Source organism: Phenylobacterium sp. VNQ135 (assembly GCF_049445735.1).
Classification (GTDB): domain Bacteria; phylum Pseudomonadota; class Alphaproteobacteria; order Caulobacterales; family Caulobacteraceae; genus Phenylobacterium.
Genome location: NZ_JBMSDS010000005.1, coordinates 64,738 through 81,297 on the forward strand (window position 1 = coordinate 64,738; position 16,560 = coordinate 81,297).

Annotated in this window: 14 protein-coding genes; 9 read left to right on the forward strand and 5 right to left on the reverse strand. The window is 70.8% G+C overall.

Annotation, left to right across the window (positions count from 1 at the left end; all coding sequences use genetic code 11):
* Positions 1 to 98 precede the first annotated feature (98 nt).
* Positions 99 to 2,591 carry a TonB-dependent receptor gene (locus ACO2Q0_RS17965; RefSeq protein ID WP_423352906.1) on the forward strand — a complete coding sequence of 831 codons (2,493 nt, stop codon included), beginning with the start codon at positions 99 to 101 and terminating at the stop codon, positions 2,589 to 2,591.
* 158 nt (positions 2,592 to 2,749) lie between these two features.
* Positions 2,750 to 3,856, forward strand: coding sequence for a response regulator (locus ACO2Q0_RS17970; protein ID WP_423352907.1), 1,107 nt, complete (start codon positions 2,750 to 2,752; stop codon positions 3,854 to 3,856).
* A gap of 2 nt (positions 3,857 to 3,858) precedes the next feature.
* Here the strand turns inward: ACO2Q0_RS17970 and pyrF are convergent, their stop codons facing one another.
* Positions 3,859 to 4,704 carry an orotidine-5'-phosphate decarboxylase gene (pyrF, locus tag ACO2Q0_RS17975; RefSeq protein WP_423352908.1) on the reverse strand — a complete coding sequence of 282 codons (846 nt, stop codon included), beginning with the start codon at positions 4,702 to 4,704 and terminating at the stop codon, positions 3,859 to 3,861.
* An 88-nt stretch (positions 4,705 to 4,792) separates the two neighbouring features.
* On the opposite strand from pyrF, the gene ACO2Q0_RS17980 reads away from it, so the two are divergent.
* Positions 4,793 to 5,680, forward strand: a complete 888-nt coding sequence (locus ACO2Q0_RS17980; RefSeq protein WP_423352909.1) for a LysR substrate-binding domain-containing protein — start codon at positions 4,793 to 4,795, stop codon at positions 5,678 to 5,680.
* A gap of 137 nt (positions 5,681 to 5,817) precedes the next feature.
* Positions 5,818 to 7,836, forward strand: coding sequence for a YgiQ family radical SAM protein (locus ACO2Q0_RS17985; protein WP_423352910.1), 2,019 nt, complete (start codon positions 5,818 to 5,820; stop codon positions 7,834 to 7,836).
* Here the strand turns inward: ACO2Q0_RS17985 and ACO2Q0_RS17990 are convergent.
* Positions 7,805 to 9,109 carry an RsmB/NOP family class I SAM-dependent RNA methyltransferase gene (locus ACO2Q0_RS17990; protein ID WP_423352911.1) on the reverse strand — a complete coding sequence of 435 codons (1,305 nt, stop codon included), beginning with the start codon at positions 9,107 to 9,109 and terminating at the stop codon, positions 7,805 to 7,807. The two genes, ACO2Q0_RS17985 and ACO2Q0_RS17990, sit on opposite strands and share 32 nt — an antisense overlap.
* Positions 9,106 to 10,302 (reverse strand): M24 family metallopeptidase, encoded by a 1,197-nt coding sequence (locus ACO2Q0_RS17995; protein WP_423352912.1) that lies wholly within the window; start codon positions 10,300 to 10,302, stop codon positions 9,106 to 9,108. The genes ACO2Q0_RS17990 and ACO2Q0_RS17995 overlap by 4 nt, the downstream gene beginning before the upstream one ends.
* 181 nt (positions 10,303 to 10,483) lie before the next feature.
* On the opposite strand from ACO2Q0_RS17995, the gene ACO2Q0_RS18000 reads away from it, so the two are divergent.
* Both ACO2Q0_RS18000 and ACO2Q0_RS18005 read left to right on the forward strand, forming a co-directional pair.
* Positions 10,484 to 11,395, forward strand: coding sequence for an aminotransferase class IV (locus ACO2Q0_RS18000; protein ID WP_423352913.1), 912 nt, complete (start codon positions 10,484 to 10,486; stop codon positions 11,393 to 11,395).
* A complete protein-coding gene (locus ACO2Q0_RS18005; protein WP_423352914.1) occupies positions 11,392 to 12,111 on the forward strand; it encodes a hypothetical protein in 720 nt (239 codons plus the stop codon). Before ACO2Q0_RS18000 ends, ACO2Q0_RS18005 begins: the two co-directional genes overlap by 4 nt.
* 9 nt (positions 12,112 to 12,120) lie before the next feature.
* Here ACO2Q0_RS18005 and ACO2Q0_RS18010 read toward each other — a convergent pair whose 3' ends face one another.
* Positions 12,121 to 13,377, reverse strand: coding sequence for a DUF6880 family protein (locus tag ACO2Q0_RS18010; RefSeq protein WP_423352915.1), 1,257 nt, complete (start codon positions 13,375 to 13,377; stop codon positions 12,121 to 12,123).
* 120 nt (positions 13,378 to 13,497) lie between these two features.
* Between ACO2Q0_RS18010 and ACO2Q0_RS18015 the strand changes: the two genes are divergently transcribed.
* Both ACO2Q0_RS18015 and hisC read left to right on the forward strand, forming a co-directional pair.
* Complete coding sequence (locus ACO2Q0_RS18015; RefSeq protein WP_423352916.1) at positions 13,498 to 14,313, forward strand: chorismate mutase; 816 nt, start codon at positions 13,498 to 13,500, stop codon at positions 14,311 to 14,313.
* 12 nt (positions 14,314 to 14,325) lie between these two features.
* A complete protein-coding gene (gene hisC / locus ACO2Q0_RS18020; protein ID WP_423352917.1) occupies positions 14,326 to 15,456 on the forward strand; it encodes a histidinol-phosphate transaminase in 1,131 nt (376 codons plus the stop codon).
* Here hisC and ACO2Q0_RS18025 read toward each other — a convergent pair.
* Positions 15,453 to 16,193: a prephenate dehydrogenase/arogenate dehydrogenase family protein gene (locus ACO2Q0_RS18025; protein ID WP_423352918.1), complete on the reverse strand. Its 741-nt coding sequence runs from the start codon at positions 16,191 to 16,193 to the stop codon at positions 15,453 to 15,455. The genes hisC and ACO2Q0_RS18025 overlap by 4 nt on opposite strands.
* A 107-nt stretch (positions 16,194 to 16,300) precedes the next feature.
* Here ACO2Q0_RS18025 and ACO2Q0_RS18030 point away from each other — a divergent pair, with 107 nt between their 5' ends.
* Entirely contained in the window at positions 16,301 to 16,552 is a 252-nt protein-coding gene (locus ACO2Q0_RS18030; RefSeq protein WP_423352919.1) for an EF-hand domain-containing protein, read from the forward strand.
* Positions 16,553 to 16,560 lie beyond the last annotated feature (8 nt).

Sequence of the window (16,560 nt, forward strand, 5' to 3'; positions counted from 1 at the left end):
GAGGGTCCCCGCCCCGGGCGCCTCCCCGCGCCCGCCATCAGAACGATTCGAAGCAAGAGGCGGCGGCCTTTGCGACCGCGCGCCCTGGGAGGAGATCCATGTCCCGATCCGCTCACGTGCGGAGCCTGCTCGCTGCAAGCGCTTCCGCCCTGACCCTGGCCGCCGTGGCCGGCCCCGCCCTGGCACAGGACGCCGCCGCGGGAGCCACGCTGGACGAACTGGTCGTGACCGCCGAGAAGCGCGAGCAGTCGCTGCAGGACGTGCCGGTCGCGGTGTCGGCCTTCACCTCGGAGAAGCGCGACGTCGCCGGCATCACCGGCATCCAGGACTTCGTGAACTTCACGCCCGGGATGAACTATTCGGGCACCGACCGGGTGAGCCTGCGCGGCGCCGGCCGCAACACCTTCTACATCGGCAACGACCCGGGCGTGGCCTCCTACTCGGACGGCTTCTACTCGGCCTCGTCGTCGGAGCTGTTCAAGACCCCGCTGTTCATCGAGCGGACCGAGATCCTGCGCGGGCCCCAGGGCACGCTCTACGGCCGCAACGCCATCGGCGGCGCCATCAACCAGGTCTCCAAGCGTCCCAGCCAGGAATACGGCGGCGAAATCCGCGCGCTGTATGGCAACTACGACCGCTATCGCATCGAAGGCGTGGTTTCGCTGCCGGTGGCCGACAACCTGCGCTTCAAGATCGGCGCGAGCCATGAAGACCAGAGCAAGGGCTTCATCAAGAACATCGGCCCCGCGAACGACGGCGCCACCATCAAGCGGACCTACTACGAGTTCCAGATGGAGGCCGAGCCCACCGAGAAGCTGGACATCTTCGTCCGCTACAACCGCTCGGTCTGGGACGACACCACGGGCGTGGGCGACCGCCTGGCCAACCTGACGACGCCCTACGACACCACCCGCGTGTTCGGTCCCATCGGCCAGCTGCAGATCAACCCGCAGTTCGGCTACACGACGCCGAACCCGGGCGTCGCAGACCCGTACGTGATGAACACCAACACGGACGGTTACGGGCAGCTGCGCGGCAACCACGTCATCACCACGACGGTGACCTACGACCTGGGCTTCGCCGACCTGCGCTACATCGGCGGCTTCCAGCAGTACAATTATCAGACGGGCGGCGACTACGATAACACCAGCCGCACGGCGCCCATCGTCGGGATCCTGCCCACGCCGTACTTCCCGACCCAGACCACCGACTTCAACGAGCACAAGCGGTACTATTCGAACGAGATCAACCTGACCTCGAACGGCGACGGCCCGCTGCGCTGGATCCTCGGCCTCTATCAGTACGAGGAGGAGTACAAGCAGCGCGTCCAGCTCGCGAACCCGAACCAGCCGCAGCTGCGCAACCCGATCAGCGCGCTGACCGGGACCCCCGCCGCGCCGAACCCCACCGGCAACTTCGCCGACAGCCAGGCCGAGCTGAACTCGAAGGCCTATGCCGTCTTCGGCCAGGCGACCTATGAGCTGAGCGACCAGTTCGCCGTGACGGCCGGCCTGCGCTACACCAAGGACAAGAAGAACGGCTGGGAGCAGCAGCGCCTCATCCTGCTGACCCCGACCCTGCCGGCCGGCCCGGCCGCGGGCCTCGTCGCCCTCGACGTCTCCACCGACCTGGACGGCGTTGCGGCGAACGGCGCGCAAAACAGCCGCCGCCTCAAGGACAGCTGGGACGCGGTCACCGGCGTCCTCAACCTGGACTGGACGCCCGACAGCGACACGCTCGGCTACGCCAAGTACAGCCGCGGCTACAAGTCGGGCGGCTTCCTGCTCGGCACCCTGGCGCCCGACCCGCAGGCCGACCAGGAGCAGGTCGACGCCTTCGAAGTCGGCCTGAAGAAGACCTTCGCCGGTCGCCTGCAGGTGAACGCCGCGGCGTTCTACAACGACTACAAGGACCTGCAGCTCAACCTGTCGCAGCTCAACGCCGCCAAGACCGCGGCGGCGAACAACTTCGTCAACGTCGACGCCGAAGCCTACGGCCTGGAGCTGGAAGCCATCTGGCGACCGATCGACAACCTCGACCTGTCGGCCAGCTACGGCTACCTGCACACCGAGATCACCTCGGGCTGCTGCTTCTACGATCCGGCCGACCCGGGCGCCCTGGATCCGAACGCCACGCCGGAAGGCGGCTTCACCACCTCGAACGGCACCCGGCTGGTGTTCCAGACCCTGGAAGGCTCGCGGATCTACCAGTCGCCGAAGCACAAGTTCGCCGGCAACGCGAACTACACCTTCGAGTTCGGCCCGGGGAACCTGATCCTGTCGGCGACCTACACCTGGACGGACAAGACCTACTACCAGCCGTTCAAGAGCGAAGCGAACCGGGTGAAGGCCTACGACGTCGCCGACTTCCGCGTCCTGTGGAACGACGCCGACGACCGTTACACGGTCATCGGCTTCGTGAAGAACGCCTTCGACAACCGCGGCTTCACCTCGAACGGCTCGACGACGCCGACGGCGATCTTCGACAATCCGAACCCGGGCACGACGTCGCTGGTGCAGACCCGCACGGCCATCACCCGCGGCCTGATCCAGCCCCGCACCTACGGCGTGGAGCTGCAGTACCGCTTCTAGTTTCTTCGGCGCGTTTCCTCCCATTAGCGCCACTGGCTGGCGGACCCACCGGTCCGCCAGCCTTCTTTTTTACACGACTATGAGTTGCGCAATTTAACCTCTGCGCAAGCGGTGAGCCCCATAGTGGCGCGGTCAGTTCCAATGCGTCCGGCGCCCTCATGTCCCTGCCCGAGTTCTTTTTCGAACGCGTGAGCGCCGATATCCGGCAGCAGCTGGACGGCGTGCGGGCGCTCGCCGATCGCCTGGCGGACCGCCGGCTCGCCGCCGACGCCCAGGCCTGCGTCGAGGGCATCGCCGAGGCTGCGACAGGCCTTCGCCGCCTGCTGGACGCCGCCTTCGACCTCCGCGCCACGGCCCGCGAGGCCCCGGCGCTGTCGCCCGCCCCCGTCCGCCTCCGCGAGTTCGCCGACCAGGTGCAGGAGGCCTGGAGCCGCCGGGCCTCCCACGTCGGCGTCACCCTGTTGGTCTCCTATGACGGTCCGCCGGAAGCCTGCGCCCTCGCCGATCCGGCGCGACTGATGCAGGTGTTCGACGGGCTGATCGGCGAGGCGGTGGGCTCGCGTGGGCGCGGCGCCGTGGAAGTCACCCTGCGCGCGACGCCCGAGGGGGAGGGCCTGCGCCTGGAGGGCTGCGTCCGTGGCGCCCGAAGCCAGGCCTGGAACGGCGAGGACCTCGAGAGCCGCATCCGCGCCATCGACGGCCGCCTGGGCCTGGAGGCGGCGATCTCGGCGATGCTGGCCCAGAGGGTGCTGGAGGCGATGGGCGGCACGCTCGGGCACGAGACGACGCCGGGCGCATCGGAGACCCTGAGCTTCAGCCTTTCGCTGGCCCGGGCCCCGGAAGCCGACGCCGAGGAGCCCCTCGCCGCCCCGCGAGCCGCCCACGTTCTGGTCGTCGACGACAACGCCACCAACCGCATGGTGGCGCAGGGGCTCGTCGAGATGTTCGAGTGCACCTCGGAAGCGGCCGAGGACGGCCTGGAGGCGGTCGATGCCGTCCGCACCGGCCGTTTCGACCTCGTGCTGATGGACATCCGCATGCCGCGCATGGACGGCGTGGCCGCGACGCGCGCGATCCGCGCCCTGCCCGGGACGGTCGGCCGGATCCCGATCATCGCGCTGACGGCCAACGCCGATCCCGACGACGCCGAGGGCTACAGGGCCGCCGGCATGAACGCGGTCGTCGAGAAGCCGATGAAGCCCGAACAGCTGCTGAAGGCCCTGCAGCAGACGCTGGCGGCGACGCCGGCGGAGGACGCAGCCTAGGATCAGGCGGCGCCGTCGGACAGCGCCCAAGCCTGATCGCGGTAGCGCAGGATCGCCTCGCGCAAGACGTCAGGCTCGGGGCCTCGGGCCAGCACGTCACGCGATACCGATGGCAGGACGCGGCCCCGCGCCGCGCCGAACCGCGCCGCGACGTCGGCGATGCTGGCCCCCTGGGCGCCCACGCCGGGGGCCAGGATCAGGGAGCGCGGCAACCGGTCGAGCAAGCCGGCGTCATCCGCCGCCAGGGTAGCCCCCACCACCGCGCCGAGCAGGCCAACAGCCGTCGAGGGGCCGTTGAACCGGGTCACGGCGTCGGCAAGCGCCTCGGAGACTGTCCGACCATCCGGGTGGCGCGCGCACTGCAGTGTGCGGCCCTCGGCGTTAGAGGAGTGGACCACGACGAACACGCCTGCGCCCTCGGCCTGGGCTCGCTCGAAGACAGGCTGCAGCGCGTCGAAGCCGAGGTAGGCGTTCAGGGTGACGGCGTCGCCCCCGAACCCGCCGTCCTGCCCCAGCATGGCGGCCGCGTAGCCTTCCATCGTACCGGCCACGTCGCCCCGCTTGGCGTCGATCAACGCGAGGCTGCCCTGGGCCCTAATCCGCCGGATGGCGGCTCCGAATTCTGCCATGCCTTCGGCGCCGAACCGCTCGAAGAACGCCGCCTGAGGCTTGACCACCGCCGCGAGGTCACCAACGGCATCGAGCACGCGCCCGCAGAAAGTGCGCAAGCCTTCGGCATCCGCGGACAGCCCCCATCGGCGGATCAGCGCCTCCGACGGGTCGAGGCCGATGCAGAGGGGCGACCGGGCCCGGGAAAGTTCCGCGAACCGCTGTGCGAAGGGGATCATGGGCGCTCCTTGGTGACCACCCATCGATCGGACCTTGGAGGACGCGTCGCAATCGACTAAGCCGCCGTAAGATGTGAGCTGAGATCACATGGCGAGCCACCGTCTGCCGTCGCTGAAGGGCCTTCAGGCCTTCGAGGCCTTCGCCCGCGCCGGCTCCATGGTTCGCGCCGCGGAGATCCTGGGGGTCACCCACGGCGCGGTGAGCCGGCAGATCAAGGCGCTGGAGCGGCAGCTCGGCGCGAAGCTGATCACCGGCCCCAGGCACGGCCTCACCCTGACCCCGGCCGCGCGAAAGCTGGCCGAAGCGGCGGCGGCGGGTTTCGCACAGATCGCCGCCGCACTGCCGGGCGCCCAGGTGTCGGAAGACCTGATCGTCTCGGCTCCCAGCACCTTCGCCATGAAATGGCTCATCCCGCGCCTGCCGACCCTGGCGGCAAGCCATCCGGAGCTGCGGATCCGCGTCGTCGAGGACAGCGCCTCAGTCGACTTCGGTGCGCTGGGCGTCAACGCCGCCATCCGGCTCCACCGGGGACCTGCGCCCCACGGCATGACCGTCCGGCCCTTCCTCGCCCATGCGTTCGGGCCCGTGCTCGCGCCCTCTCGGCTTGCCGAAGCCGGGGACGACCTCGGACAGGCGCTGCGCCTGCCGCGTCTCCACAGCGAGACCTTTCCAGAGGGCTGGGCGCAATGGGCGGCGGCCGTCGGCCTGGACCTCCCTGCGGCCTCCGCTGAACCCTCGTTCGAGCACAACGCCTACATGCTGGAGGCGGCGGCGGCCGGCCTGGGCGTAGCCATAACCGCCTGGGCCTTCGCCGCCCCCGACATCGAACAGGGGCGCCTCATCGCACCCTGGGGCTTCGCCCGGCTCCCCACGCGCTTCCACCTCATAGCGCCCACGCATGGACGGTCGCCTGCTGTCGATACCTTTGCCCGCTGGCTCACCGCGGAGGGACGCCGCGCCGCGCCGCCGACCTGAGAGGCTGCGGCAACTGCGGGATACGACCACGCTCAAGCCCTGGCCAACTGCGGGCCCGTAACCCCACGCGCTCCCCTGCGCCGCGACGCCTCGTCGGGTTGAACTTCGCGGTCGCCGCGCCTATTCCCTCAGGCGCCATGGAAATCGAGGCCCATACCGAAGCGCCCTTGATTTCCGGGGCTTGCCAGATCGCGCGCACCGGAGCGCGCGCCGCTCCGTTCCTGCCGATGAGCCGGGCGGAGATGGACGCCCTGGGCTGGGACGCCTGCGACATCGTGCTGGTGACGGGCGACGCCTACGTCGACCACCCGAGCTTCGGCATGGCGATCATCGGCCGGTTGCTGGAGGCGCAGGGCTTCCGCGTCGGCATCATCGCCCAGCCCGACTGGCAGTCGGCCGAGCCGTTCAAGGCGCTGGGCAAACCGCGCCTCTTCTTCGGCGTCACCGGCGGCAACATGGACTCCATGGTCAACCGCTACACGGCCGACCGCCGGATCCGCAGCGACGACGCCTATACGCCCGGCGGCGAAGGCGGGAAGCGACCGGACCGCTGCACGCTCGTCTATTCGCAGCGCTGCCGCGAGGCCTACAAGGACGTCCCGATCATCCTGGGCGGGATCGAAGCGTCGCTCCGCCGGATCGCCCACTTCGACTACTGGTCGGAAAAGGTGCGCCGCTCGGTGCTGGCCGACGCCAAGGCCGACCTGCTGCTGTACGGCAACGCCGAGCGGGCCGTGGTCGAGGTGGCGCGGCGGCTGGCCGCGGGCGAGGCGCCGCGGGACCTCGCCGACGTGCGTGGCGTGGCGCTGTTCCGGCGCGTGCCGGAGCACTACGTCGAACTGCCCGCCGACGATCTGGACAGCGCCGACGAGGGCGCTTCGCGCAAGCCCGGCGACGTGGTCATCCGCCTGCCGTCGTACGAGCAGGTGGACAAGGACTCCGAGGCCTATGCCCGGGCCAACCGGGTGCTGCACCGGGAGAGCAATCCCGGCAACGCCCGGCCGCTGGTGCAGCGGCACGGCGATCGCGACCTGTGGCTGAACCCGCCGCCGATCCCGCTGACCACCGAGGAGATGGACGCGGTCTATGACCTGCCCTACGCGCGGGCGCCGCATCCGGCCTACGGCGACGCCAAGATCCCGGCGTGGGACATGATCCGCTTCTCGGTGACGATCATGCGGGGCTGCTTCGGCGGCTGCACGTTCTGCTCGATCACCGAACACGAGGGGCGGATCATCCAGAGCCGGTCCGAGGCCTCGATCCTGCAGGAGATCGAGCAGATCCGGGACAAGACGCCGGGCTTCACCGGCGTGATCTCGGACATCGGCGGGCCGACCGCCAACATGTACCGAATGGCCTGCAAGGACCCGAAGGTGGAGGCGGCCTGCCGGCGGCCTTCCTGCGTGTTCCCCGGCATCTGCCCGAACCTGAACACGTCGCACGACGACCTGATCCGCCTCTACCGGAAGGTGCGGGAGGTGAAGGGCGTGAAGAAGGTGCTGGTCGCGTCGGGCGTCCGCTACGACCTGGCCGTCGAGAGCCCGGAGTACGTCGAGGAGCTGGTCACCCACCACGTCGGCGGCCTCCTGAAGATCGCGCCCGAGCACACCGAGGAAGGTCCTCTCGACAAGATGATGAAGCCGGGGATCGGGACCTACGACCGGTTCAAGGCGATGTTCGACGCCGCCGCCAAGAAGGCGGGCAAGAAGTACCACCTGATCCCGTACTTCATCGCCGCGCACCCCGGCACGACGGACGAGGACATGATGAACCTCGCCCTGTGGCTGAAGAAGAACGGCTTCCGGGCCGACCAGGTGCAGACCTTCCTCCCCTCACCGATGGCGACGGCGACGGCGATGTACCACTCGGGCGTCAATCCGCTGCGCGGCGTGCGGCGGGGCGCGAGCGAGACGGTGGAGACGGTGAAGGGCCTGCGGCAGCGGCGGCTGCACAAGGCGTTCCTCCGCTACCACGATCCGGAGAACTGGCCGGTGCTGCGCGAGGCGCTGAAGGCGATGGGCCGCGCCGACCTGATCGGACCCCGGCCCGACCAGCTCATCCCGGCGCACCAGCCCGTCGGGACCGGCCGCCCCGCCCCGCGCGGGCGCCGGCCGGGCACGAAGTTCACGACGAAGGGCGTGCCGATCCGGAAGTGACGCGGGTCAGCACGGCGGCGAAGAAGCCGTCCGTGCCGTGGCGGGCAGGCGTCAGCGACAGGTAGGCCGGATGGGCCGAGTCCGCGACCGCCTCCTGGGGCAGCACCTGGAAGTCCGGATGGGCGGCGAGGAAGGCTTCGACCTGGCGCTCGTTCTCCTCTGGGACCAGCGAACAAGTGGCGTAGACCAGCCGCCCGCCAGGCTTCACCAGGCGCGCCGCGCTGTCGAGGATGTTCGCCTGCAGCGTCGTGAGGGCTTCCAGCCCGTCATGGGAGCGCCAGCGCGCGTCGGGATTTCGCCGCCAGGTGCCCGTGCCGCTGCACGGCGCATCGACGAGGACGCGGTCGAAGCCGCCCTTGTGGCGCTTCACCCAGGGGTCGCGCTCGCCGCTGAGCACGCGGGTCTGGATGTTGTGCAGCCCGGCGTTCCGGAAGCGCTGGGCGGCGCGCTTCAACCGCGCCTCGGAGACGTCGCAGGCGACCACGTGGCCGCGGTTCTCCATTTGCGTCGCCAGCGCGAGCGTCTTGCCGCCGGCGCCGGCGCAGAAATCAACCGCGCGCTCGCCGGGCCTGGCGTCAACCAGCATGGCTACAAGCTGGGAGCCCTCGTCCTGGATTTCGGCCTCGCCTGTCTTCAGCATCGGCAGACGGGACAGCGACGGGCGCTCCTTGAGGCGGACGCCGTTCGGCGCAAGCCGGGTCTCCTCGGCCGCGAAGCCCAGACGGCGGAGGTTCTGCAGAACCGCCGGGCGGGTCGCCTTTAGCGGATTGACGCGCAGGTCGAGCGGCGGCGGCTCCAGCATGGCCGCCATCTCGCGAGGGAAGGCGTCGCCGAAGTGGCGGCGCAGGGGCTCCAGCGACCAGGGCGGACACTCGGCGCGGACGTCCTCGGGCATCTCGGGATGGTCCGCCGTGGAGCCTTGCAGGCGTCCGAGCAGGACGCGCTCGTCCTCGGTCAGCGGCGGGGGCGCCAAGCGGCCGCCGCTGAACAGCCGCTGGACCTGATCGCGGGTCTTGCCCTGGCCCAGCGCCAGCCAGGCGAGGAGCCGGTTGCGCGGCGTGGGCGGGCGGCCGTGTTTCGACAGCCACCAACCGAGCCGCGCGTGATGGCGCAGCACGCCGTAGAGCAGCCCGGAGATCGCGCCACGATCCTCGTCGCGAAGATCGCGGCGGCCCCGGAACCACGCCGAGACCACCGCATCGGCCGGACGTGGGGCGCGCTCCACCGCCTCGATCAGCTCGAGCGCGGCTTGCAGGCGGGCGGCGGTGTTCACGCGGGACGGTCGATCGCGGGCTGCGGCTCGGTGAACCAGGCGGCGCCGGTTTCCGTCACGTGCAAGTGATCCTCCAGGCGGATGCCGAAGCTTCCGGGCACGACCACCATGGGCTCGTTTGAGAAGCACATGCCCGGCGCGAGCGGGGTCCTGTCGTCGCGCACGAGGTAGGGCGCCTCGTGGATCGAGAGGCCGATGCCGTGGCCGGTGCGATGCGGCAGGCCGGGCAGCCGGTAGTCAGGGCCGAAGCCCTCCGCCTCCAGCACGCGACGGGCGACGGCGTCGATCTCCTCGCAAGGGACCCCGGGCTTCACGGCCGCGAAGGCGGCGGCCTGGGCGCGCTTCTCCACCTCCCAGATGCGGATCATCTCCTGGGTGGGCTGGCCGAAAACGTAGGTGCGGGTGATGTCCGAGTTGTAGCCCTGCACCCGGCAGCCGGTGTCGATGAGGACGATGTCGCCGTCCTTGAGCTGCTGTTCGCCCGGCAGGCCGTGCGGATAGGCCGAGGCCTCGCCGAACTGCACGGCGCAGAAGGAGCTGCCGTCGTCGGCGCCGAGCGCACGGTGGGCCTGGTCGATGAAGCGGCGGACCTCGGTCGTGGTGATGCCCTCGCGCAGGATGCGGGCGGCGCGGCGATGGACCTCCAGGGTCATGGCCTTGGCCTGGGCCAACAGGGCGAGCTCGGCCGGCGACTTCACCATCCGGCAGCCGTCGACCACCGCCTCGGCGTTGGTCATCAGCACCTCAGGAGCGGCGATGCGCAGGCGGTCGAACATGACGAAGGCCAGCGCCGGGTCGACAGCGAGGCTCTCGGCGCCGAGCTCGCGCAGCACTTGGGCGGTGAGGTCGTAGGGGCTCTCGTGCTCCTCCCAAAGGCGCAGCGAGGCCTCGACGCCGAGGGAGGCGAGCAGCGAACCCTCCTCGAACCGCGGGCAGATCATCACCGGCTCGCCGGAACGCGGCAGGATCATCGCCACCAGCCGCTCGGTGGCGCCCCAGGCCACGCCGGCGAAGTAGCGGAGGGATGCGCCGGCGCCGATGATCATGGCGTCGGCGCCGATGGAGGCCATCAGGCCCTGCGCCTTGGCGAGCCGCGCCTCCCGCTCCTCGCGCGCGATCGGCGGCGCGGGGTTGGGCCATGAGGCGAGCTCGGAAAGCTCGCGTTCGACGCTCGATCCACCGATGAAGCTCATGCGCGCACTCCTGCATCAACGTGTCGTCCCGGGAAGGCGCGCGAGCGCCTGTCCGGACCCATAAGCGCCTGCCGGCCGCAGGTGAAGCGCGGCGGCGCGGCTTGCGCGAGACCGGCGGCTCGGAGTCTATGGGTCCCGGTCTTCGGCTGCGCCGAAACCGGGATGACAGTTGGGGGAGTGGATGGCCGGAAGCCAGGATTTCGCCGCCGACCCGCGCAATGCGGATCTGAAGATCTACGTGAACGGCGCGCTCGTGCCGCGCGCCGACGCGAAGGTCTCGATCTTCGACGCCGGGTTCGTGCTGGGCGACGGCGTGTGGGAAGGCCTGCGGCTGCACAAAGGCCGTTTGCTGTTCCTCGAGGCGCACCTGGAGCGGCTGTACAGGGGGCTTAAGGACATCGCCCTCGACATCGGGCTCTCGCCGGCCGAGCTCACCGCCGAGATCGAGCGGACGCTGGCGGCGAACGGCATGGAGGACGGCGCGCACCTGCGGCTGATGGTGACCCGCGGCGAGAAGGCGGCGGTGAACCAGGACCCGCGCAACTGGCTGGGCCGGCCGACCATCGTCATCACGGCCGAATACAAGCAGCCGTCGCCGGAGATCGTGACGCGGGGCCTCTCGCTCGTGACCTCGTCGATCCGCTGCACGCCGGCCGAAATGTTCGACATGCGGCTGAACTCGCACAGCCGGCTGAACCTGATCCGCGCGCTGATCGACGTGATGGACAAGGGTGGCGACGAGGCCCTGATGCTGGACCCACACGGCTTCGTGGCGAGCTGCAACGCGACCAACTTCTTCTGGGTGCGGGACGGCGAGGTGCGGACGTCGAAAGGCGACTACTGCTTCAACGGGGTGACCCGGGCGAACATCATCGCCCTGTGCCGCGAAGAGGGCGTGCCGCTCGTCCTGGGCGACTTCCTGGTGGAGGACGCTCGCGCCGCCGACGAGGCCTTCGTCACCGGCACCTTCGGCGGCCTGACGCCGGTGCGCGAGATCGACGGACGAAGCCTGCCGGACGCGTTGCCGGGGCCGGTGACCGCCAAGCTGAGGGCGGCTTACGAGCGCCTGAAGGACCGGGAGGCGGGCCTATGACGATCCGCGTCGCCATGTGGTCAGGGCCGCGCAACATCTCGACGGCGATGATGCGCAGCTTCGAGAACCGGCCGGACTGCGTCGTCGTCGACGAGCCGTTCTACGCCGCCTATCTGGCCGAGACAGGTCTCGACCATCCGATGCGTGAAGAGGTGCTGGCGTCGCAGCCAACCGACTGGCGAGAGGTGGTGGACGAGCTGGAGCGCCTGGACGCGCCCGTCGTCTACGAGAAGCAGATGGCGCACCACATGCTGGACGGCTTCGGGCTCGACTGGACGGCGGAACGCGTCAACGCCTTCCTGATCCGGGACCCGGCGGAGGTGCTGGCCTCCTACGTCCAGAAGCGGGGCGAGGCGGCGCTCCAGGACATCGGGATCGTGCGCCAGCGGGAGATCTTCGAACGCGAGGCCGACCGGCTGGGGCGGGCCCCGCCGGTTGTGAGGGGCAAGGACGTGCTGGCCGACCCGCCCGGCGTGCTCGGACGCCTGTGCGCGGCGCTCGGCATCCCGTTTGATCCCGCGATGTTGCGCTGGCCCGCGGGACGGCGCGCGAGCGACGGGGTGTGGGCGCCGGCCTGGTACGACAGCGTGGAGCGCTCGACCGGCTTCGAGCCGCCGACGCGGGCCGCCTATCCGCCACTTCCCGACGACCTGCGGCGGATCGCCGACGAAGCGCGGCCCCACTACGAGGCCATGGCCCGGCACTGCCTGGCTTGAGCCGGCCGATCAGGGCGTGAGCGCGTCGGCGGCCTTGGTGAGCCGGTCGCAGGTCGCGAACTCCCGACGGCGGAACGCCTCGGCGGCGGCACGGCGCAGCAGGGTGTGGGCGGCCTTGGGGTATCGGACCCGCAGCTTCGCCGACCAGCGCTCGGCGTCCTCCGGCGACAGGCGCAGCTCGTCTGCCCGATCCTCGATCATGCGGACCACTTCGGGGAAGGCCGGCCAGTCGATCAGCAAGCCTAAGCCCTTCACCGGGTCTGGGGCCTCCGCGGCGAGCGCGAAGATGCGATGCTCGGCCTCCACGTCGGCGAAGTCCGGCAGGCGGGCGGTGAAGGCCTTTGCACGGGCCGCCGAGAGGGTGCGTTCGAAGGACGTCCAGCGCGCTTCCTGCGCTGCGTCGCTCTGGCCCGAGTGCTCGAGGTAGTCGATCCAGGCGCTCTCCCAGTCGAAGTCCGGCTCGGGGCGGCCGCCGCGCGCGCGGCGGAACAGGCCGGGCTGCGCGGCGGCCTCGAGGACCTGGCGCGCTTCCTCAAGGCGTCCGGCGTCCATCAGGCGCGAGGCGAGATCGGCGGCCACGGCCGGCGTCTTCAGCGCCTCGGCGGTGAAGGTGGCGCGGTAGGCATCGAGATCGCCCGCCCCGTCGGCGAGGCGACGCCGGATCGTCGTCCAGGCCGGCCCGGATCGGGCGTGTAGGCCGGCGAGCGCCGCACGCGCGACGTCGGGGCCCGCAGCCGGGAGCGCGAGGGCCAACCACTCCGACCAGGCTGACGGCGCTTCCGCGATCGCCTCGGCGAGGCTCGCGCCCGCCTCGTGGGCGTCGGCGGCGGCGAGCAGGCGGCCGGCGTCCTCCGCCGCGCGGGCGAACACCGCCGCGACAGCGCCCTCCTTGTCGCGCACGCGGCGGGCTACGCCGGGCGCCAACGCCAGGACCCGCAGGATACGGTCCTGAGCGGCCGGACCGTCCAGCTCGGCCAACCGGCCGGCGATCAGGCCGCGCAAGCCGTCGAGGTCTCGCACGAAGGCCGGCCGCTGCCGCCAGGAAACGTTCGAACGGGAGCCGCCGATCAGCGTCAGGCGGCGGTCGATCTCGGCCAGCAGATGCTCGGGCCCCTGCTCGGCCGCAAGCTCCATGCGCAGGCGCCGCTTGAGGTCGGCGCGGCTCTCGGCGACCTCGGCCAGCAGCTCGGCCAGGCGGGTGGGGCCCAGGCGGGCGAGGTTCTCCGGCGTGACGCGCTTGAGGCTGGCCGGGGTGGGACGCTTCATCGGGGGATCAGCGCGCAGCGCGTGCCCAAGGTTTCACCTGCAACTTTATTGCGGCGTCGCGGCCTATTGCGCCGCCGCCCGCAATGACCTAACCGGCTGGCCTCGATTTCGGGGGAGATTATGGCCGCGAAGCCCGCGCCAAAGGCTGGAGCCGCCGCGCCGTCGCTGGACGAGGTGCGCGCGCGCATCGACGCCATCGACGCCGACCTGCTGCGCCTGCTCGACGAGCGGGCGGGGCTGGCGCGTGCGGTGGCGGCGGCCAAGGCGGCTGCGGGCGATGCGGGCAAGTTCGGCCTGCGGCCGGGCCGGGAAGCGCAGATCGTCCGCAAGCTGGTCGCCGCCCCGCGCACCGCGGCGAGCCCGAGCCTGGTGGTGCGGGTGTGGCGCGAACTGATGGCCGAGAGCCTGGCGCTGCAGGGCCCGTTCCGGATCAGCGTCTGGGGCGGCAAGGACCCGGGCCGCACGGCGGAGCTGGCGCGGCTGCGGTTCGGCGCCGCGCCGCCGATGCGGCAGGTGGAGAAGGCGGAAGCCGCCATCGCCGACGCCAAGCAAGTTGGCGGCGTGGCGGTGCTGGCGCTCTCCCGCGACAGCGCCTGGTGGGGGCGGCTGCTGGCGGAGCCGAAGCTGAAGGTGTTCGCCGCCCTGCCCTGCCTCAATGCTTGGGGCCCGATGGACGCGCTCGCCGTGGCTGAGGTCGAGGTCGAGCCCACCGGCGACGACGTCACGTTCTGGGTCACCGACGCGCCGGGACCGGCCGCCGCCGTCGAGACCGCGCTGGGCCAGGACGGCGTGGCGGCCGAGCTGCTGGTGGAAAGCGGCGGCCTGAAGCTGTTCTCACTCGCCGGCTACTACCAAGCCGATGACCCGCGTCTCGCCCGCGCGCCGGGACGGCTGTCTGGCGTGATCGGGGCTGCGCCGGGACCGCTGGACGTGTAAGAGGCGGCCGCCATGGCCGACTCCTCCGAACTCCCGAACGACCGTTCCCGCGCGGGCCGCCCCGTGCCGAAGCCCGGGATCATGGACATCCACGCCTACGTGCCCGGCAAGGCCAAGGCCGAGGGCGTCGAGAACCCCATCAAGCTGTCAGCGAACGAGAACATCCTGGGCTCCAGCCCCAAGGCCCGCGAGGCCTATGCCGGTGCCGCCGACCAGCTCCACATGTATCCGGACAGCCGCACGAGCCTGCTGCGGGCCGCGGTGGCCGAGGACTTCAAGCTGGAGCCCGAGCGGCTGATCTTCGGCCAAGGCTCGGACGAGGTCTTCCAGCTCCTGAACCAGGTGTTCCTGGAGCCCGGAGACAACATCGTCCAAGGCGAGTACGGCTTCGCCGCCTATGCGATCGGCGCCCGGGCCTGCCAGGCCGAGGTCCGGACGGCGAAGGAGCCCGGCTACCGCATCGACGTGGACGAGGTGCTGAAGGTCGTCGACGAGCGCACCCGGCTCGTCTTCATCGCCAACCCCGCCAACCCGACCGGCACCTGGATCCCGTTCGACGAGATCGTCCGCCTGCATCAGTCGCTGCCGCCCAGCGTGGTGCTGGTGCTGGACGGCGCCTACTCCGAGTTCTGCAAGGACCGGACGTTCAACGACGGCCTGGACTACGCCCGTACGCAGTCGAATGTGGTGGTGACGCGCACCTTCTCGAAGCTGCACGGGCTGGCGGCGCTGCGGGTCGGCTGGGGCTATGCCCCGGAGGAGATCGCCGCGGCCGTCGACCGCATCCGCCTGCCGTTCAACATCTCGATCCCGGGCCAGCTCGCGGCCATCGCGGCGCTGCGCGACGTGGAATTCCAGGATCGCTCCATCGCGCATGTCGAGCAGTGGCGGCCGTGGCTGGCGCAGCAACTCGGCGGCCTGGGCCTGGAAATCGTGCTGCCGTCGGCGGCGAACTTCCTGCTGGTGGGCTTCCCGAAGACGCCGGGGCGGACGGCGAAGGACGCCGAGGCCTTCCTGGCGTCGAAAGGCCTGCTGGTGCGCGGCGTCGGCAACTACGGCCTGCCGGACCACGTGCGGATCACCATCGGGCTGGAAGAGCACAACCGCGCCGTGACCGACGCGCTGGCCGAGTTCCTGCGCTAGCGGCGCCGGGCGGCGACCTGATCCAGCAGGCTGCGGGCTTCCTGGACGAACGCCTCGACCACCTTGGGCGCGTGCGGGTTCTGGGTCTGGATGGCGGTGAAGAGCTCGAAGGTGTCGGCGCCGATCAGGCCGCAGAGCTCCAGCAGGTGCTGGTAGGACTGGGTGGCCAGCCGCTCGTCCGGGATGCCGAGGTTGACCAGGGACCGCCCGATCAGGTGGGTCAGCGCCTGGACGTAGGCCATCTCCTCGTCGTGCTCCTCGGGCGTGGTGACCGTCACGGCGAGACCCAGCTCGCGGCCTAGCGCGGCCACCCGCTCGTAGCGGTCGCCGCGCACCGGACAGACCACGAACCGCAGGCCCGGCAGGCCGTCGCGGGCCACTGACTGCGGGCCGAACAGCGGATGGGTGGCGACGATATCGACATGCGCCGGCAGCAGCTCGGTCATCCATTGGGCCGGAAGCATCTTCACCGAGCCTACGTCGACCACGAGTGCGCCCGGCTTCAGGTGCGGGGCGATGGCGGCGAAGACCTCCCGCATGGCCGCAACCGGCACGGCGACGACGACCACGTCCCGCGCCGCCGCGTCCTCGAGCGAGCCGAAGCCGACGCCCAGCGCACGGGCCTGCTCGGCGGCGTCGGGGGCATGGTCGGAGACCAGTACGGCGAAGCGATCCTTCAGGATGCCGGCGGCGAGGCGGCCGAACTGACCGAAGCCGATGAGGCCGAGAGTCTTCATGGCGGCTCGATAGCGGGGCGCGGGCGTCACCGCAAACCGGACACGATCTCGAAATAGCGTTGCAATGCAGGCGGCGCTTGCTCGCAGCCTCAACAACGGAGACTTCGATGCGCACTCTCATCCTCGCGGCCGTGCTGGCCGCCGCTGCCGGAGCCGCTCAGGCGCAGATGCCTTCGCCGGCCGACATCGTGGCCCGCTGGGACACCGACAAGGACGGGTCGGTCTCCAAGGCCGAGTGGGTGGCGGCGGGGCGGCCGGCGGAGCGATTCGACCTGGTCGACGCCGACAAGGACGGCAAGGTCACGGCGGCCGAGCTGGAGGCGGCGTTCAAGGCGATGCAGCAGCGCCGGGGCGGCTGAGGACCGGA